This window comes from Corynebacterium halotolerans YIM 70093 = DSM 44683, assembly GCF_000341345.1.
GTDB classification, from domain to species: Bacteria; Actinomycetota; Actinomycetes; order Mycobacteriales; family Mycobacteriaceae; genus Corynebacterium; species Corynebacterium halotolerans.
Genome location: NC_020302.1, coordinates 2714737 through 2732873, shown reverse-complemented (window position 1 = coordinate 2732873; position 18137 = coordinate 2714737). Strand labels below are relative to the sequence as shown.

The following is an 18137-nucleotide window of genomic DNA, read 5'->3' as shown; positions in this document are numbered from 1 at the left end:
GGATAACGTTTCGGTCGCAGAAACCGTAACTAAACCTGTGTATCACGCTTGACGAGTAACCGATTTGTGACAAAATATCTTCTTGTGACGCCCTGAGGGGTGTCAGCAATCTGGAAACTTCACCAGCTTCCTGCTGGTCCCTCTCAAGGAGACATATCCATGGATCTTTCTTTCATTCAGGAGCAGCTCGACAACTTCTCCACCTTCGGTGGCGCCATCGAGGACATCTTCGACGCACTCCGTGAGCTCTTCGGTTACGACGCCTTTGATCCGGAGACCGGCGATGTGGCTGAGGGCCCCGAGGGCAACCTGAACAACCTGTCCTCCTACCTCGAGGGCTCCTCCAACGCTGAGGCTGACGCTGACGTTGACGGCGACGACGCCGGCGAGGGCTCCTCCCTCCCGGGCTCCTCCGAGGAGAACGGCGCTGAGAACGGCGACGGTGACGACGCCGAGGGTGACGCCTAAGTAACCCCCCCGCTTCGCCCGGGTTCATGAAGACCCGGGCGCTGCATCCCTCCCTTCCATCTTTCTTTCACAAGGAGCACACCATGGCTGAGCTTTCTTCCCTCGGCGTCGAGATCTTCGGCGTTCTGTCCCCGCTGGTCGACCTGGCCGGCGCCATCTCTGACCTGATCGGCCTCGGCCTCGGCCTCGGCCTCGTCTAAGCCGCATCACCCCTCAACTGAGCCCCGCTCAGTAAAGGCGCGAAGCTCCGACCTCCGGGTCGGAGTTTTCGTTGTTTCCGCCCTCTTTCATTCCTGCTCGCGCTCTGCGGAGATGCGGCTGTCGCAGGCAGGTCCAGCGCGCCGGGGACCCCGGGAATGACTAGGATCAGGGGCATGGCTGACCACAAGGACGACGAATTGCCCGTCATCGACCTCGCCCAGACCGAGGGCTACGTCGTTGACGACACCGATGAGGACGATCCGGTGCTGCTGCGTCCGGACGGCACCGCGATCGAGACCTGGCGGGAGAATTACCCGTATGACGAGCGCATGACGCGTGAGGAATACGACAAGGTCAAGCGCGCCCTTCAGATCGAGCTGCTGAAGTTCCAGAACTGGACGAAGGAGACCGGGCAGCGCCACATCATCCTCTTCGAGGGGCGTGACGCCGCCGGCAAGGGCGGCACCATCAAGCGGTTCAACGAGCATCTCAACCCGCGTGGCGCCCGCACTGTCGCCCTGGAGAAGCCCTCCCCGCGCGAGTCCACCTCCTGGTACTTCCAGCGTTACATCGCGCATTTCCCGGCGGCCGGCGAGATCGTGTTCTTCGACCGCTCCTGGTACAACCGATCCGGCGTGGAGCGGGTCATGGGCTTCTGCACCGAGTCGCAGCACGCCGAGTTCCTGCGGGAGACCCCGATGCTGGAGAACATGCTGCTGGGTTCGGGTATCTCGCTGACCAAGCTGTGGTTCTCCGTCACCCGCAAGGAGCAGCGCACCCGCTTCGCCATCCGGCAGGTGGACCCGGTCCGCCAGTGGAAGCTCTCGCCGATGGATCTGGCCTCCCTGGATCTGTGGGACGACTACACCCGCGCCAAGGAGGAGCAGTTCCGCTACACGGACACCGACGAGTCCCCGTGGATCACCATCAAGTCGAATGACAAGAAGCGCGCCCGCATCAACGCCATACGCGTGGTGCTCAGCAAGTTCGAGTACACCGACAAGGACCACGAGCTTGTCGGCCAGCCCGATCCGCTCATCGTCCAGCGCGGTCGCGATCAGATCGGCGACTAGGACCTTCTGATCAGCCTTCACGGACCCGGGTGCGCGGCACGCGCCCGGGTCCTCGTCGATTCCGGGCCGTTCCACCGCGAAACCGGTGCCGTCCTGTTAGGGTGCCTCCACAGATACCGTGGCAAGTGACGCGGATCCGAGGTTGGCGAAGGATGGGAGAGACGATGTCCATGCGAACCGGTACCGGCACCCGGGGGATGGCGGCGGTGATCGCGGCCGTCGCGGTGTTGGTGACAGCCCTGTTCACCGCCCCGGCGGCGCAGGCGCAGGCGGGGCGGGCCTACGTCGCGATGGGGGACTCCTTCCCCGCGAACCCGGCCATCCCGGAGCAGCTCGACGGTTTCTTCCGCGGCTACTGCTCGCAACGGGACGACGCCTACCCGGATCTGGTCGGGCGGGACTATTTCGGGGGTGACTACGTCAATCTGGCCTGCAACGGCAATTCCCTGAGCGGCGGGGCCGGTCCCAGCCTGGTCTCGAAGATGAATGCCGCCCACGCCCGCGGGGAGATCGGGCCGGCCACCCGGCTGGTGACCATCACCGCCGGTGCGGCGGAGGGGTGGAATCCGGCGACCCCGCGGGGGCGTGACTTCGGCATCATCGACGGTGCCGACCACGTCACCCCGCAGCGCTGGGTTGAGCGGATGGGGCCGGTGATCGGCCGCATCAACCAGCTCGCCCCGAACGCGCGGATCATGTTCGTCTCCTACCCGGAGATCGGCGACGGCAACGGCAACCTCTGCCTGGCCACCTTCAGCGGAGGTTCCGCCCACCTGCCGGTTCCGGTGCCGCTGAACGTCGAGCGCTTCATCGACACGGTCAACTCCACTGCCGCCGCGCACCAGCACCTGGGCTATGAGTACGTGGACACCGACCGTCCCGGCACCGGCACCTGCGCGCCGGTGGGCAACCAGTGGGTGCGGTCGGTCTTTGACATCCCCGGTGCCGGTGACGGTCTGCGCATGCCGTTCCACCCCACGGCGCTCGGGGAGCGGGCGGTCGCGGACATCGTGATGTCCCGGCTCTGAGCCGCGCCGGAAATGACGACAACACCCCGCCACCGGTTGTCCGGTGGCGGGGTCCTCTGCTCCCGGGCGACACGCGCTGCGCCGCTAGGCGCCGCCGTCCTTCCTCGCCCAGGGCTCGATCGGGTTGCCCTGCCACAGGGAGTCGGCGGGCACGCGGTCGCCACGCATCACCAGCGAGCCGGGGCCGACGGTCGCGGCGTCACCGAGCGTGGCCGCCGGCAGCGCCACCGAGTGGGAGGCCAGCGTTGCACCCGCGCCGAGAGTGACGTGGTCCAGGCTCATCACGCGGTCCTGGAACAGGTGGGTCTGCACGACGGTGCCGGGGCCGACGGTGGCACCGCGGCCGACCGTGCACAGGTCGGTCTCGGGGAACCAGTAGGACTCGATCCACGCGCCGCGGCCGATCTTCACGCCCAGCAGGCGCAGGGCGTTGTTGAGCGAGCCGGTGCCCAGGTTCGGGATGAGGAACCAGGGGCCGGCGACGACCTCGACGAAGGTGTCCTGCAGCTCGTTGAGCCACACGAACTCCGACCACAGCGGGTGGTCGGCCGGGCGGTGTCTACCCACGCACATCCACTTCACGACGGTCGTCACGGCCATGGCGACCACGCCGACGGCCATGGTGATCACGCCCGAGAGCAGCCACGCCAGCCACACGTTCCAGGTGACCAGCACGTACTGCATCAGCCCCAGGGCCAGGGCCAGCAGCATCGCGGAGAACATCGGGGCGAGCAGGCGCATCGTCTCGATGAAGCCGCGGGCGATCTTCACGCCCGTGCCCGGGCGGTAGGTCAGGGACTCGCCGCCGGCGGCCTCGACCTGGACCCGCCGCATGCGCTCCGGTGGGGATCCCCACCAGTTGGAGTTGGCCTTCGCCTTCTTCGGGGTGGAGGACAGCACCGCCACCAGCGAGTTCTTCGCCAGTTTGCGGCCGGGTCCGGTGATGCCGGAGTTGCCGACGAAGCTGCGTTTGCCCACGCGGGTCTCGCCGGTGAGCATCCAGCCGCCGCCGAGCTCGTAGCCGCCGATGGCGGTGTCGTCGGCGAGGAACGCGCCGTCCCTGATGTCGGTGAGCTTCGGGATCATCACGGCGGTGGAGACCTCCGCGTCCCTGCCGATTCTCGCGCCCAGGCTGCGCAGCCACACGGGCGTGAGCTGGGAGGCGTAGATGGGGAAGAGGTGGGTGCGGGCGTCGTCCATGAGCCGCTCGATGGTCCACAGCCGCCAGCCCTGGACGGAGCGCACCGGCGCCACGCCGGGTGTGAGACCGACGGACAGCAGGCGCACGCCCAGCCAGGTCATCCCGCTGTAGGCGAGGAAGGCGAGAAGGCCACCGAAGGCGCCGAACAGCACCGCGCCGATGAGCGGGTGCCCGCCGGTCAGCTCCACGAGCCAGATCACCAGCGCCACGCCCAGGCCGATCGCGACGAGCGGCTGCACACTGAGCAGGATCGAGGTCAGCCCATAGATGGGCACCCAACGCGAGCGCCGGGGCGGGTACTCGTCGGGGAAGCGGTGCTTGGAACGGCCGACCTTCTCCGCGGGGGAGCCCGACCAGCGCGAGCCCGGCTTGATGGTCTTCGTGCCGGTGACGGTGGAGCCGGCCTCCACGTGGGCATCGGCGCCGATGACGGTGCCGGGAAGCAGCGTGGAGCGCATGCCGACGCGCGCGTTCTTACCGATCTCGATGGCACCGACGCGCAGGACGTCGCCGTCGAGCCAGTACCCCGACAGGTCCACCTCCGGTTCGACGGAGGCGTGCTTGCCGATGGTCAGCAGGCCGGTCACCGGTGGCAGCGAGTGCAGGTCGACGCCGCGGTGGATGGCCACGCCCAGGGAGCGGGCGTAGTAGTTGACCCAGGTGGCACCGGCGATGGAGCGTGCCCCGGAGGCATCCGACCAGCGTTCCGCGGCCCAGATCCGCAGGTGGGTGGCCCCACCACGGCGGTAGGTGCCGGGGGTGATGCCGGCGGTGATCAGGCGGGCGCCGAAGCCGCCGATGGGCAGGCGGCCGAGCGGGGTGGCGAAGACGACGATGAGCACGACCACCAGCCACCACGGGGTGTGCACGGCCCAGCCCAGGTCGAGTTCCGCGGCGATGTTGCCGACCAGCAGCAGCCAGGCCAGCCAGCTGGTGGCCTGCAGGGTCTGGACCGGCAGCTGGATGAGCAGCTGCGCCAGGCGCGTGCCGACGCCGACCGGGGTGACCTCGCGCGGTTCGGCCTGCTCGGCGTCGTCGCCGAGGGCCACACCGGAGGTGGCGGCGATGTTCTCCACGGCCTCGGCGAGCGAGCCCAGCCGCGGGTGGTCGTAGAGGTCGCGCACGGCGACGGTGGGCACCTTCTCGCGGATGCGGCCGACCAGGGTGGCGGCGGCCAGGGAGGTGCCGCCGAGGCTGAAGAAGTCGGCGTCGGCGTCCTGCACCGAGGTGCCGAGCACGTCGACCCAGGCCTCGGCCAACCACGCCTCGGTCGGCGTGAGGCCGGTGGCCTCCACGCCGACGCCGGGCAGCGGCCACGGCAGGGCCTTCTTGTCCACCTTGCCGGAGGTGCGGATCGGCAGCTCCTCCATCACGCAGATGCGCGGGACGAGCGCGGCGGGCATGGTCTCCGCGAGCCGCTCGTGGGCGGCGCCGTGGTCGAAGCCGGTCGCCGGGTCCTCGAGGGAGACGTAGCCGACGAGCACGGACTGGTCGGCGCCGGTCTTCTGTACGGCGACGGCCGAGTTGTACACGTTCGGCAGGGCCGCGACATTGGCCTCGACTTCGCCGAGCTCGATGCGCCGGCCGCCGATCTTGACCTGGTCGTCGACGCGGCCCACGAAGTACAGCCCGTCCTCCTCGAGGCGCACGTGGTCGCCGGAGCGGTAGGCCCGCGCCCAGCCGACCGAGCGCATGGGGGCGTACTTCTCGGCGTCCTTCTCCGGGTCGAGGTAGCGGGCCAGGCCCACGCCGCCGATGACGAGCTCACCGACCTCGCCGAGACCGACGGGCTGGTCGTTGTCGTCGACGACGAGCAGATCCCAGCCGGCCAACGGCAGGCCGATGCCCACCGGCCGGCCCGGGTGCAGCTGGGCGGCCGAGGCCACGACGGTGGCCTCGGTGGGGCCGTAGGTGTTCCACATCTCGCGGTCTTCGGTGGCCAGGCGCTCGACGAGCTCCTGTGAGCAGGCCTCGCCGCCCACGATGAGCAGGCGGACGTTGTCCAGCGCCTCGGCCGGCCACAGGCCGGCGAGCGTCGGCACGGTGGAGACCACGGTAATGTCGCGGCGGATGAGCCAGGGGCCCAGGTCCATGCCGGAGCGCACCAGGGCGCGCGGGGCCGGTACCAGGCAGGCGCCGTGGCCCCAGGCCAGCCACATCTCCTCGCAGGAGGCGTCGAAGGCGACGGACAGGCCGGCCAGGACGCGGTCCTCGGGGCCGAGCGGGCCGCCGGGGGAGTCGACCAGGAACAGCTGGGCCTCGGCGTCGACGAACGCGGCCGCCGAGCGGTGGCTCACCGCCACGCCCTTGGGCTTGCCGGTGGATCCGGAGGTGAAGATGATCCAGGCGGTGTCGTCGAGCCGGGGGCGGCGGGTGTCACCGCCGGCGCGCGGGGAGAGCATGCGGAAACCCTCGTCGGTGAACACGCCGTTGATGTGCGCCTCCGAGAAAACCATCTCGGCACGCTCGTCCGGGTCATCGGCGTCGACCGGGACGTAGGCCGCGCCGGCCGCGATGGTGGCCAGGATCGCGAGGTAGAGGCCACGCGTGCCACTGGTCATGCGGACGCCGATGCGGTCGCCGCGGCGGATGCCGTTGGCGTGCAGCTCGTCCGCGAGCTCGTGGACGGCGTCGATGAGCTCGGCGTAGGTGAGGATCTCGCCGTCGTCGATGGCGGCGGCGTCGGGGTGGGCGGACGCGGTGGCGGTCAGGACGTCATAGAGGGTGCGTTTGGGAGGGGCCTCGGCGGCACGCAGGTACTGACGCGGTACGGAACTGAGGGACAATTGGGGCCTAGTCCTCCTCGCCGGCGATGATGGCCTTCGCCAGCTTGCGGAGGTGCTTGAGCTGCTTCGAGGTGGACTCGTCGAGTGCCCGGTCCTCGCCCTCGGCGACCAGCTCGGCCAGCTCGGCCTGCGCCTTCGCGCCCTTCTTGGTCGACGCCACGATCTGGCGGCGGCGGTCGTTGGGATCGCGCTCGCGCTGGACCCAGCCCCGGTTCTCCAGGGAGTCGATGAGCCGGACCATGTCCGAGGCGTCGATCGCCAGGGTCTCGGAGAGGGCGGACTGGGAGGCCGCGTCCCGGTCGACGAGGCAGGTCAGCACCCAGTACTCACGCAGGGTGGTGTCCCTGGTGTGCAGGACCGTCTCGACCTCGTCGCGGGTGCGACGGCGCAACCGCTCCAACTGGAACGAGGGCGACTGCAGCAGGGCGGTGGGGACGCCGGTGGCGGGGGTTTCCTGTTTCGACATGCGGGCAATGGTAATGAGCCCAACGTGGAAACATCAAATGATGGGCTTGTTCCCACCATTTTTTCCGCTTCAGTTCATCGGCAGGCCGGCGGCGCGCCACGCGTCGGTGCCGCCCTCGACGTTGACGGCCTCGATGCCGTGGGCCTGCTCGAGGTACTGGCACGCCTGGAAGGAACGGCCGCCGACCTTGCAGAGGACGTAGATGTCCCGGTCGGGGTCGATCTCGTCCACCCGCGCGGGGAACTCGGACAGCGGGATGTGCACCACGCCGGCGGCGTGGTCGACCGCGTACTCGTCGTGCTCGCGGACGTCGATGAGTTGGGCGTCGGCGGGCACCTCGTGGACGGTGACGGACTTCATGGTGTCGGGTCCTTTCTGCTGGGAACGTGTGGGCGTGAGTGTACTGCCCCTGCCGTGGTCGGGGCCGTCCGATACTCTCGGAACGTACCGCGCACGCGGGAGGCGTCGGGTGACGGATCGTGCCCGCCGGATGACTGAGACCCTGTGACCCTGTGAGATGTGAAGGAGAGGCCCTGATGAGTTCAGGCATGTGGTGGTTGATCGCGGTGATTCTCGTGATCGCCGTGATCGTCTTCCTCGTTCTGGGACGACGCAAGCAGAACGAGGAGACGCCGGAGCCCGCCCGCGAGGACCCCTTCGCCCACGTCACCGGCGCCCGCGAGTTCGGCCCCGACATCCTGGGGCCCGGGGCGATCGTCACCCGCGGTGGCACCGACTACGTCGTCCGCGGCACGCTGACGATCACCGAGGGCTACTACACCTGGTACGAGCACATGCTCGAGGGCGGCCACGGCTCCGAGTACCTGTCCGTCGAAGTCGACGAGGGGCGCCTCAACCTGTCCTGGTGGATCACCCGCGGCGACCTGCGGCTCGAGCCCCGCCGGGACGTGACCGTCGACGACGTGGACTACCACCTGAAGGAGAGCGGCCGGGCGACGTTCACCGGCGAGGGTGAGACCGGCCTGCCGCCGCAGGGGGAGGTGGCCTACCACGACATGGAGGCCACCGACGGCGGCGACCGGATGCTGGGAATGGAGCGCTTCGGCGACGGTCAGTGGGAGACCTCCCTCGGCCACGAGGTGCTGCCCGGCGAACTGACCGTCTACCCCGCCCCGAAACAGTGAGGGCCACCGCCACCGGACCCGTCGACCTGACCTGCACCCCCGCCGACGTCACCGCCGCCGCCCTCGGGGTGCGCTGGGACGGGCCGCTGCCCGAGATCCTCGCCGACACCGTCGTCGACGCCGGCGCGGACGGCTCCCTGCACCTGGCGGTCATCGGCGGCTCCCACGTGGTTACCGTCCGCTCCCCGGAGGGGGAGTTCCGCGAGGAGATCTCCTGCACGGCCACCGACGCCCTGCACCCCCTGCCCGAGGAGGCCGGCCGCGCCGGGTACCGACTCGAGACCCGCACCGAGACGCTCGAGCCGGGGGAGTTCAGCAGGCGCGGCGATGAGCTGCTCGACTCCGCCGGGGCCGACGGCTGGTTCGTCGTCCGCTTCCCCGGCCCCGGCCGTCACCACCTGACCGCCCTGCAGGGGTGGCGGGTGAACGGCGGCTGGAGCTGGCGCACCCGTCATCTCTACCCGGAGGAATCCACCATCGTGAGCACGAGGAGCGACTACCGACCATGAGCCATCGCTTCTACTACATCGCCGCGGCCGTCGCCGGGGTGCTCGCCGTCATCGCGATCATCGCGGCCGTCGCGACGGGCAGCCTGAGCAGCCGGATGAACGACAACTTCACGGCCACCAGCTCCACGACGTACCAGTGCACCGGCACGCCGAAGGAGACGGCCGACGACATCGAGGACCGCGTGGGCAACGCCCAGGCCCGGGCCACCGATCCGGCCGACGGCACCGAGTACCTGCGCTATGACCGGAACCTGATCTCGGTGTCGGGCACCAGCGCCGAGGACTGCACGATCCGCGTCGAGGACCTCGGCCGGGTCAACAACGGCGCCTTCATCTTCCTCGGCCCCGGCTTCGCGCCCCCGGCGCCCAGCGGCTCCAGCGGCGGCTCCTCCGGCTCCGGCTCCGGGGTGAAATAGCCCCGTCCCCGTCCTCACCTCCCGCACCCCAGCATTTCCCAGCGTTAAGGAGAACCCCACCATGTTCGACGCCCTGCTGTCCGGCTCCCTGGGCACCGTCGCCTACTTCGTCCTCGCGGCCGTCATCCTGCTCGTCGGCTTCCTCGTCCTCGACCTGCTGACCCCCGGCAAGCTGCTCGAGCTCGTGTTCGTCCACCACCACCCGAACGCGGCCGTCCTGGCCGCCGCCCAGCAGATCGCCCTCGGCATCATCATCGTCAGCGCGATCTTCCACTCCTCCGACGTCCTGGCCGTGGGACTGGTGGAAACGGCCGTCTACGCGCTGATCGGGCTGGTGCTGCAGTGCGTGGCCCTGGTCCTGGTGGAGCTGTTGACCCCGGGCTTCCGCGCCCTGGTGGAGGATCCGAAGCTGCGTTCCGGCGCCGTGGTCGTCGCCGTCACCCTGGTCGTCATCGCCGCGATCAACGCCGCCTGCATGTTGTGAGTACCCGCACCACTGAACAGCACCCCGGGCAGGCCGTGAGCCTCGCGCCCGGGGGCCTGTGGCGCCGGCTGCTGCTGGTCTCCGTGGCGGTGTGTGCCGCCTCGGGCCTGGTCTACGAACTCGCGCTGCTGTCGCTGTCGACATCGCTCAACGGCGGCGGCATCGTCGAGACCTCCCTGATCGTCGCCGGCTACGTCGCCGCCCTGGGCCTCGGCGCCCTGTGCGCCAAACCCTTCCTGCGCTGGCCCGCCCAGACCTTCCTGGCGGTGGAGACCATCCTCGGCCTGGTGGGCGGCACCTCCGCGATCATCCTCTACGTCACCTTCGCCACCATCGGTCAGTCCACGGTGCTCCTGGTGGTGGCCACCGCGCTGATCGGCATGCTGGTCGGCGCCGAGCTGCCCCTGCTGATGACCCTGGTGCAGCGCGGCCGGATCGCCGACGCCCGCTCCGCCGGCTCCCTGCTGGCCACCCTCAACTTCGCCGACTACGCCGGCGCGCTGGTCGGCGGCCTGGCCTGGCCGTTCGTGCTGCTGCCCACCCTGGGTCTGATGCGGGGCACGCTGGCCGCGGGCATGATCAACCTGCTGGCCGCGCTCTTCCTCGGCGCGGTGTTGCTGCGCCACTGGATTCCGGCGCGGCGGTTCGCGGCGTCGATCACCGCCCTGCTGGTGGCAGTGGCGGTGCTGGCGGTGCTGCTGGTGCGCTCCGACGGCATCGTCACCACCGCCCGCCAGTCCCTCTACGCCGACCCGGTGATCTACGCCCACCAGTCCGACTACCAGGACATCGTGGTCACCGAACGCGGGCAGGATCGCCGGCTCTTCCTCAACGGCGGGCTGCAGTACTCCACCCGCGACGAGTACCGCTACACCGAGTCACTGGTCTACCCCGTGCTGCACGACGACGCGCGTGACGTACTGGTCATCGGCGGCGGGGACGGCCTGGCCGCCCGCGAACTGCTGAAGATGGACATCGAGGTCACCCAGGTCGAACTCGACCCGGCGGTGATCCGGCTGGCCAACACCGTTCTGCGGGAGGACAACGGCGGCGCACTCGAGGACCCGCGGGTGAACGTGATCGTCGACGACGCCTTCACCTGGCTGCGCGCCGGCGGCGAGGGCAGGGCCTACGACGCGGTGATCATCGACCTGCCCGACCCCAACAACGAGACCATGGCCCGGCTGTACTCCGAGGAGTTCTACACACTGGCCCACCGGGTGCTCGCGCCGGGCGGGCGGATGGTCGTGCAGTCCTCCTCCGCCTTCACCACCCCGGACGTGTTCTGGCGGGTCAACGCCACCCTGGAGGCAGCCGGCTGCGAGGACGTCATCCCGTACCACGTGCACGTGCCCACCTTCGGTGACTGGGGCTTCAACCTCTGCGCGCCTTCGGGCACGCAGCTGCGGCTGCCCGCGGGCGCGCCGGAGCTGCGCTACCTCGACGACGAGGTGCTCGCCGCGGCCGGGGTCTTCGGCCGCGACAACCGGCCGCGCGAGCTGGAACCCTCGACGCTCGACCGGCCCCACATCGTCGAGGACCTGCGCCGTGGCTACCGGCAGGCGGGGCAGTGACCGGAGGCTGGATGGGGTGGGGCGTCGATAAGCGGCGCGAACTTACTCAAACTGCCCTGTAGCGAGCCTGAAAGCCGGGCTGTGGGGTAAGGATGTGTCATTTTCTGCGGACCGGATGTCAGCTGGTGCTAGGGAGCGGCGTAAGGGCGGACGTGAGGGGTTGGTCGCGCTGGAAAACGCCGGGTCGTCCGCCCTACTGCCGGTGTGGGGCCCCGGGGGCGTCGGTAAGCGGCGGTAAGCGGCGCGAACTTACACAAATTGTCCTGTAGCGAGCCTGAAAGCCGGGTTGCGGGGTAAGGGTGTGTCATTTTCTGCGGACCGGGTGCCGGCAGGTGCTGGGAAGCGGCGTAAGGGCGGACGCTGGTGGCAAACAGATCTAAAATCCGCCGTACCGTCCGTCCAACTGCAGATCCGAATTCTTCGGCTCAGGAGCGCAGCGCCCGCGAGATGCCCTGGGCGTAGGTGACGACCTTGATGGCGAAGAGGAACCGGTGGGCTGTCAATGGCTGCGGGAAATCTCCTGAGGGGGTGGTGGGGGAGCGGGGACGGGGCATGGGGTGCCCCGCAGTTCCTGGCCTCCGGTTATCCTCCACATACCGGTGGCGCCGTGAGACCCCGGGGAAGGGAACTGGGACGTGCCGTACCGACGGGAACATCAGCAGGCCACGAAGCCCGGGGCGGCGACGTGAACGAGGATGAGCTACGGCGGTTGACCGGCATGATCACCGCGCGCATGTGGACCGTGGTGCTGGTGCTCGGGCTGCTCGGGGCGGGGTTGATGTCGGTGGGGCTCCCGCCGCAGATCGGCGCGGCACTGCTCACCCTGGCGGTCCTGGTCGCCCCGCCCGCGGTGATCGCCTCGTTGGCCTGGCTGATGCGCGCACCCGCCACCCGGATTCCCCGGTGGCTGCTGTGGGTCGGGGGAGCGGGCACGGTCCTCGGACTCGGCTGGCTGATCGCGGTGCCGGGCCAGAACACAGCCATCATCATCTTCGCGCTCGGGGTGTGGGTGCTGGTCGTCGGAATCCTGTCCATGGCGGTGCTGTCGATCGCCCGGTAGGGGCCTGGGGCGCCGTCGGTAGGCTGGGCAGGGCAATTGTCTACCGCTGAGGGAGAACGGGGAAATGGGCGACTGGACCTGGCTGATCATCGTCGTCGTGGTGATCGTCTTTGTCACGCTGTGGCTGTACCTGGCCGTGAAGAGACGCAACGCCGCGATCGCGGCGCACGGGGCGAAGACGGAGACAGCATCGACCGACCCCAACTACACCTTCGAGGGCGTGGCGGGGGCCGAACGCTTCGGCCCGGCGGTGCTGGCCGCCGGCGTCCGCGTCACCTTCCGGGGTGAGACCTACCTGGTGGGCGGTACCGCCGCGCTCCGGGAGGGCGACCGGATCTGGTATGAGCACCTGCTCCAGGGCAGCCAGGGTGGCGGGGGCCGGCACTGGATCAGCGTGGAGAACATCGACGACCGCATCCGGCTCGGCTGGTGGAGCATCCGGGAGGATCTGCCCGGGGAGTCCGGCTCGCAGCTGACCCTGGACGGTCGAGTGTTCCGGCAGGAGCGGGAGGGCGACGCCGACTTCGCCGTCTCCGGGTTGTCCGGGGCGGTCTCCCGGGGCACCTACCGCTACCGCGACTTCACCGGCGACCACGACCACGGCCTGCTGCGCATTGAGACCTGGGGAGAGGACGCGAGGCCGGAGGCCTCGACGGGCCACTACATCGACCATGACGAACTTGAGGTCGTACCGCCCCGGGAGGGCTGAGCCGGCATGGAACGGGGGAACGCCCCGTCGGCGTGTTGCCGACGGGGCGTTTTCTGTGTCCGGGGGCTAGGTACGGACTTTAGTGGTAAGGGTGGCGGCTCCCACGGAGAGCTCCTCGACGCTCGGCAGTCCACGGCTGAGGATGGCAGACAGCACGGCGTGCACTGCGTGCTCCGGGTCCTCGACCATCCGGTGAGAGCGCCACGCGATGTGCTTGTCGGGGCGGACCAGAATCATGCCGTCCTCCTCGACCTCGCGCTGGTGCAGCCAGTCGCCGTAGAGGTCCTGGTACTGCTCGCCCTCACCGATGACCACGGCCTTGAGCTCGAGGCCCAGGGTTGCGGCCACCTTCTCCGCCGCCTCGGCCCAGGGACGGCCGGTGATGCCGGTGAACAGGGTGAAGCCGGTACCGGTGGCGACATCGTGGGTGGACTGCTTGGTCATGGTGTCACCGATCCAGGCGTGCGGCAGGCGCAGACCGGGGTAGGTGGACTTCTGGTGGTGCAGCATTGGGTCCTCGGTGACCTCGGGGCGGCCGTGGCCGTCGCAGACCACCGCGGTGGACTGGTAGAACTGACCGATCTCGGTGCCCTGGGCGTTGAACTCGAAGTCCTTGTTGTCGAGTGCCTCGCGCAGCACCTTCCGACGTGCCGCGCCCTCCGGTGTGGCCTCCTTGCGCAACATGAGCTTCTCGCGGAACTCCTCGTCGTTCTCGGCGTCCCAGACTCCGAGCGCCTCGAAGATCGGCTTGTACTCGCGGCCGGAGTTGTTCGCCCGGGTCACGATCTGTTTGGCGATGGGCGCGCGCTCCACCGAGTAGGTCTCCAGCAGCTCGGCGCCGGCCTGGCCCTTGATCACGGCGGCCAGCTTCCACGCCAGGTTGTAGGAGTCCTGGATGGAGGTGTTGGAGCCCAGTCCGTGGCTTGGCGGGTGACGGTGTGCGGCGTCTCCGGCGATGAACACCCGTCCCTTCTGTAGATGGGTGGCCCACTGCTCGTTGTTGCCCCACAGGGAGTAGCCGGTGATCTCCATCTCCAGGTCCGGCACGCCCACCAGATTGCGGACGATGCGCTTGGCCTCGTCCTCGTCGAGCTCCGGGGTCTCGCCGTTGATGTCGTAGCCCCAGACCACCAGCCACTCATCCCACATGCGCACGCAGCGGATGAGACCGGCACCGATGCCGCCGATATTGGAGCCCGGGTGGAAGACCCAGTACAGGATGGACGGGCGGTGGGCGACCAGGTGGGACAGATCCGCTTTGAACTGGATGTTCATGGAACCACCGATGTCCATCGCGCCCTCGAAGGGGGTGCCGATGTCCTCCGCGACCTTCGAGCGGGCACCGTCGGCGCCGACCAGGTACTTCGCTCGGATGGTGTACTCGTGGCCGGTCAGGCGGTTGCGCACCTGGACGCTCACGCCCTTATCGTCCTGGACGTGGGAGAGGTACTCGGTGGAGAACTGTGTCTGGGTCCCGCGCTTGGTGGCGTTCTCCAGCAGGATCGGCTCCATCAGGGTCTGCGGGAGGTCGCACGGCATCGAAGGGGAGGCCAGTTCGTAGTCGGCGCGGCGGTCCGGGCGGAAGCCCCAGGTGGGGCGGCGCCCGATCTCCTCGCCGGCCAGCGACTCGCAGTAGACCGTGTCACCCATCTGGTCGTGCGGGGTGGCCTGGGCCAGCACCTCGTCCTCGACCCCGGCGTCACGCAGGATCTCCATGGTCCGCTGGTTGGTGATGTGGGCACGGGGGGTGTTCGCGGTCCAGCGGTACTTGGTGATCATGATGTTGTCCACGCCGTGGGTGGACAGGAACAGCGCCGCGGAGGCGCCGGCCGGGCCGGAGCCGACGATCAGGACGTCGGTGGTGACCACATTGGCCTCCTCGGGTGCCTCGGTGGCGGTGAGTCCATCGTTGAAGACAGGCATCTTCTTCTCCCTCATGCTGCTGGGCCGGCGTCTGTGCCGGACCGTCCGGTGTGGTTTGCGGATTCGGGTCGAGTGCGGTCGCCCGTGTTCAACCCGTTGAGCAGAAATGTATTGGAGATCACAGGAGGCGAAAAGGGGAGAGGGCGATCACGTCCGGGAGGGGCGAAAATCTGTCGGCTGGGGGACAAAATGGGCGTTCCCGGGTGTCGGAGGCGGGGCGCGGTGGAGGATCGGTGGGCGCCCCTCACCCGTAGAGCAGTCCGCGCCGAGCCTCCTTGCGCCATTGCAGCGGGGTGATCCCGAAGCGTCGGCGGAAGACCCGCCCGAAGTGGCTCTGGGAGGGGAAACCTGAGCGTACGGCCACCTCGGCCACCGTCAGCCGCCCGTGGTCGGGGGAGGCCAGGAGGTCCCGGGCCAACTCCAGGCGGCGGCCCTGGATGTACCGTCCCACGGTGGTGCCCGCGTCCGCGAAGTGGCGGCCCAGCTGGCGTTCGCTGATGCCGACGGCCGCGGCCACGCGGGCCGGGGACAAGTTCTGGTCGGCCAGGTGACGCTCGATGAAGTTCTTCGCGGAGGCCACGAGCCCGGCCGCGCTGCTGTCCGGTGCGCCCAAGACCAGGCGCAGTAGTCCGAAGGTGTCCTCCTCCGCACGGGCCAGGTTCGGGCGCAGGTCACCGCGGCCGTCGGCGGCCTGTCTCTGCCCCGGCTCGGCCTCCCGTTCCGGTTCGGCCACCGGGGCGGGAGGGGCGACCATGCTCAACGTGGCCTGGAGCAGGTTGGCGAGGGCCTGTTCACTGGCGCCGGCCCCGGCCCCGAAGTCGAAGACCGCGGGCAGATCCGGTCCCGACGGGCCCACCAGTTCGGCGTAGAGGTCCTTCGGAATGGTCAGTACGATCTCGCGCAGCCCGCGGGAAAATCCACGGACGAAGGGGCGGTCGGCGTCATAGACAACCGCCTGGCCCGGGTGCAGGTTGAGGTGCCCGCCACGGTGGAAGAAGAAGGCCTCCCCCTCGACGGCGAAGAAGACCGCCATCATGCCGGTGGGGTTTTCGCTGATGAAGGACTCGGAGCGTTCAACGATCTGGGAGGTGCCGATCACGCTCGCCATCCGCACCGAGGGCAGGTGCAGATTGGTCTGCTGCGAACGCATGGGGGAGTCATCGATCGTGCGGATGTCCAGGGGAATCAACGCCCGGGCGTTATGCCCCTCCCACAACTGGACGCGGCTCTCCGGCGAGAGGCCGCGGGTGGTGAACCGCAGGATCTGCGCCGAGCGTTTCGGTTGTTCCTTGGGCATAATGGCCGTAATCATAGGTGAGCCCAGGCATCGGCGGGAGGGGGAACAGCGCCCCGGGGCTGGGGAACCTGGAAAATGACAAAACCCCCGCGGCCCCGGGAGAATCAGTCTCCCGGAGCCGCGGGGGTCCGACGCGAGCCGGTGGGCCCGGGTTTTAGTGCGGGTGCTCCTGCGGCTGCTTCTCGGAGTGCTGCTGGAGGCGCTCGAAGGCCTCGGCGAGGATCTTCTCGGCCTCGGCCTTGTCGCCCCAGCCGGCACCCTCGGCGAACTTGTTGGGCTCCAGGTCCTTGTAGTGGACGAAGAAGTGCTCAATCTCCTTCTTGACGAAGTCGTCGACGTCGTCGACGTCCTGGAACTTCTCGTAGCGCGGGTCGTCGAGGACGCAGATCAGCTTGTCGTCGCCGCCGGCCTCGTCGGTCATCTTGAACACGCCGACCGGGCGGGCGTTGACGACCACACCCGGGAACACCGGCTCCGGCAGGAGGACGAGGGCGTCGAGCGGATCACCGTCTTCACCGAGGGTGTTGTCCACGTAGCCGTAGTCGGACGGGTAGGCCATGGCGGTGAACAGGTAGCGGTCCAGATGGACACGGCCGGTGTTGTGGTCGACCTCGTACTTGTTGCGCGAACCCTTCGGGATCTCGATGGTCACTTCGACGCCCATGTGTTTCTCCTTCAGATCAATGCGGGACGGTCACTATCGTAGCCCCGCGATTTTATGTCACCGCCCCGGTACCCGCAGGCGAGGGTTGGCCGGGGAAGAAGGGGGCGACCTCGGTGAGGACGGTGCTGCCCGAGGCGACGATGAAGATCTGGACGAGCACCAGCACGGAGAACACCGTGAGCAGCAACTTGTCGGCCGGGCCGGAGGCCGTGACCCGCAGTGGGCCGGGCGGCCGGAACTTCCACCACCGCCGCCCGCCCAGGGGGATGAGCGGCGCCAACAGGGGGATTCCCTGCTTGGTGATGGCGTCGCCGAGCAGGTGTGTCAGCACGCCGACGGCGACGGCCGATCCCATCACCGCGGCGGAGGCGGTCGTCGGCACGAGCCGCCACGCCAGCAGGGCGACGAGCGCGGACGCGGCGGTGACCACGTACCAGTCCTTCTTCTTCGACCATTCCGGCAGTAACCCGCGGATCGCCAGGCCGAGGAACACGAACAACAGGCTCATCGCCGCCGGTTTACCGAAGTTGCCGATCAGGCCCCAGGCGCCTGCCCCGGTCAGCAGCGCGAACCAGAGGGTGTGGGTGGCGGTGCGGTGCCCGTTGCGGCAACGGGGATCCTTGCGGCCCCTGGTGAGGTTCACCAGCGCCTGGGAGGTGTTCTCCACCACGTGGGAAAGTCCTTGCGACAGCGGGCCGAACGAGCGCGAGACGGTCGCGGGCGGGGAATCCAGATCCGGTAGGAGGGCGGCCCCGGCGGCGATCCCGGCATAGACGAACGCCTCCTGCGGAGAGGACACCCCGCCCCAGGCTTCGGGAATGGCCTGTGCCACCGCCAGGCCGACGGCGGCACCGCTCATTGAGTGGGTGGGGCCCATCACCATGCGTGGGAATCCTTTCTGCCAAGTTTGTTAACGCAGGTGACTGTACTCAGCGTCCATGACACGACGGTCCCGCCCCCAACTGGGAAAGGCCCCGCTGACGACGGGGCGCGGGATCGGTCAGGGAGGGCGGGTGGCGAGAGGCCTGCAGTTCCCGGCGGGTCGCGGGCGGGCTGACGTGCGATCGAGTTGCGCGGGCGGACCTGCCGGAGCGTGCCGGGAGCTGAAAAGAGTGACCGGGACACGAGGGTGA

Annotated in this window: 18 protein-coding genes; 10 read left to right on the top strand and 8 right to left on the bottom strand. The window is 69.0% G+C overall.

Features of this window, described 5'->3' with window-relative positions:
- Positions 1 to 159: 159 nt before the first annotated feature.
- The 3 genes from A605_RS12570 (at position 160) to A605_RS12560 (ending at position 2770) form a co-directional block, all read left to right on the top strand.
- Positions 160 to 468, top strand: coding sequence for a PorH family porin (locus tag A605_RS12570; RefSeq protein ID WP_015401885.1), 309 nt, complete (start codon positions 160 to 162; stop codon positions 466 to 468).
- A 374-nt stretch (positions 469 to 842) separates the two neighbouring features.
- Positions 843 to 1742, top strand: coding sequence for a polyphosphate kinase 2 (gene ppk2 / locus A605_RS12565; protein WP_015401884.1), 900 nt, complete (start codon positions 843 to 845; stop codon positions 1740 to 1742).
- 164 nt (positions 1743 to 1906) lie between these two features.
- Positions 1907 to 2770, top strand: coding sequence for an SGNH/GDSL hydrolase family protein (locus A605_RS12560; RefSeq protein ID WP_015401883.1), 864 nt, complete (start codon positions 1907 to 1909; stop codon positions 2768 to 2770).
- Between the two features lie 84 nt (positions 2771 to 2854).
- On the opposite strand, the gene A605_RS12555 is transcribed toward A605_RS12560, so the two are convergent.
- The 3 genes from A605_RS12555 to A605_RS12545 form a co-directional block, all read right to left on the bottom strand.
- Positions 2855 to 6757, bottom strand: coding sequence for a Pls/PosA family non-ribosomal peptide synthetase (locus A605_RS12555; RefSeq protein ID WP_015401882.1), 3903 nt, complete (start codon positions 6755 to 6757; stop codon positions 2855 to 2857).
- A 7-nt stretch (positions 6758 to 6764) separates the two neighbouring features.
- The gene (locus A605_RS12550) at positions 6765 to 7223 is read right to left on the bottom strand and encodes a MarR family winged helix-turn-helix transcriptional regulator (RefSeq protein WP_015401881.1); all 459 of its coding nucleotides are present in this window, start codon (positions 7221 to 7223) and stop codon (positions 6765 to 6767) included.
- Positions 7224 to 7292: 69 nt separating this feature from the next.
- Positions 7293 to 7583 carry a rhodanese-like domain-containing protein gene (locus A605_RS12545; RefSeq protein ID WP_015401880.1) on the bottom strand — a complete coding sequence of 97 codons (291 nt, stop codon included), beginning with the start codon at positions 7581 to 7583 and terminating at the stop codon, positions 7293 to 7295.
- A 176-nt stretch (positions 7584 to 7759) separates the two neighbouring features.
- Between A605_RS12545 and A605_RS12540 the strand changes: the two genes are divergently transcribed.
- The 5 genes from A605_RS12540 (at position 7760) to A605_RS12520 (ending at position 11351) form a co-directional block, all read left to right on the top strand.
- Complete coding sequence (locus tag A605_RS12540) at positions 7760 to 8368, top strand: DUF4178 domain-containing protein (RefSeq protein WP_244428985.1); 609 nt, start codon at positions 7760 to 7762, stop codon at positions 8366 to 8368.
- Positions 8365 to 8877 (top strand): DUF2617 family protein, encoded by a 513-nt coding sequence (locus A605_RS12535; protein ID WP_015401878.1) that lies wholly within the window; start codon positions 8365 to 8367, stop codon positions 8875 to 8877. The genes A605_RS12540 and A605_RS12535 overlap by 4 nt, the downstream gene beginning before the upstream one ends.
- Complete coding sequence (locus A605_RS12530; protein WP_015401877.1) at positions 8874 to 9293, top strand: DUF4247 domain-containing protein; 420 nt, start codon at positions 8874 to 8876, stop codon at positions 9291 to 9293. Before A605_RS12535 ends, A605_RS12530 begins: the two co-directional genes overlap by 4 nt.
- A gap of 61 nt (positions 9294 to 9354) precedes the next feature.
- A complete protein-coding gene (locus A605_RS12525; RefSeq protein ID WP_015401876.1) occupies positions 9355 to 9777 on the top strand; it encodes a DUF350 domain-containing protein in 423 nt (140 codons plus the stop codon).
- Positions 9778 to 9812: 35 nt separating this feature from the next.
- The gene (locus tag A605_RS12520; protein WP_015401875.1) at positions 9813 to 11351 is read left to right on the top strand and encodes a polyamine aminopropyltransferase; all 1539 of its coding nucleotides are present in this window, start codon (positions 9813 to 9815) and stop codon (positions 11349 to 11351) included.
- Between the two features lie 425 nt (positions 11352 to 11776).
- On the opposite strand, the gene A605_RS15985 is transcribed toward A605_RS12520, so the two are convergent.
- On the bottom strand, positions 11777 to 11905 hold the full coding sequence (locus A605_RS15985) for a hypothetical protein (RefSeq protein WP_280109777.1): 129 nt from the start codon (positions 11903 to 11905) through the stop codon (positions 11777 to 11779).
- 131 nt (positions 11906 to 12036) lie between these two features.
- On the opposite strand from A605_RS15985, the gene A605_RS12515 reads away from it, so the two are divergent.
- Both A605_RS12515 and A605_RS14875 read left to right on the top strand, forming a co-directional pair.
- Positions 12037 to 12411, top strand: coding sequence for a hypothetical protein (locus tag A605_RS12515; RefSeq protein WP_149029440.1), 375 nt, complete (start codon positions 12037 to 12039; stop codon positions 12409 to 12411).
- Positions 12412 to 12475: 64 nt separating this feature from the next.
- Positions 12476 to 13120 carry a DUF4178 domain-containing protein gene (locus tag A605_RS14875; RefSeq protein ID WP_015401873.1) on the top strand — a complete coding sequence of 215 codons (645 nt, stop codon included), beginning with the start codon at positions 12476 to 12478 and terminating at the stop codon, positions 13118 to 13120.
- Positions 13121 to 13186: 66 nt separating this feature from the next.
- On the opposite strand, the gene A605_RS12505 is transcribed toward A605_RS14875, so the two are convergent.
- The 4 genes from A605_RS12505 to A605_RS12490 all read right to left on the bottom strand — a co-directional run bounded on the left by A605_RS12505 (position 13187) and on the right by A605_RS12490 (position 17887).
- The gene (locus A605_RS12505) at positions 13187 to 15043 is read right to left on the bottom strand and encodes an FAD-dependent oxidoreductase (protein WP_015401872.1); all 1857 of its coding nucleotides are present in this window, start codon (positions 15041 to 15043) and stop codon (positions 13187 to 13189) included.
- A 244-nt stretch (positions 15044 to 15287) separates the two neighbouring features.
- Complete coding sequence (locus A605_RS12500) at positions 15288 to 16340, bottom strand: AraC family transcriptional regulator (protein WP_015401871.1); 1053 nt, start codon at positions 16338 to 16340, stop codon at positions 15288 to 15290.
- A gap of 154 nt (positions 16341 to 16494) precedes the next feature.
- Positions 16495 to 17004: an inorganic diphosphatase gene (locus A605_RS12495; RefSeq protein ID WP_015401870.1), complete on the bottom strand. Its 510-nt coding sequence runs from the start codon at positions 17002 to 17004 to the stop codon at positions 16495 to 16497.
- A gap of 52 nt (positions 17005 to 17056) precedes the next feature.
- Positions 17057 to 17887: a metal-dependent hydrolase gene (locus tag A605_RS12490; protein WP_015401869.1), complete on the bottom strand. Its 831-nt coding sequence runs from the start codon at positions 17885 to 17887 to the stop codon at positions 17057 to 17059.
- Positions 17888 to 18137 lie beyond the last annotated feature (250 nt).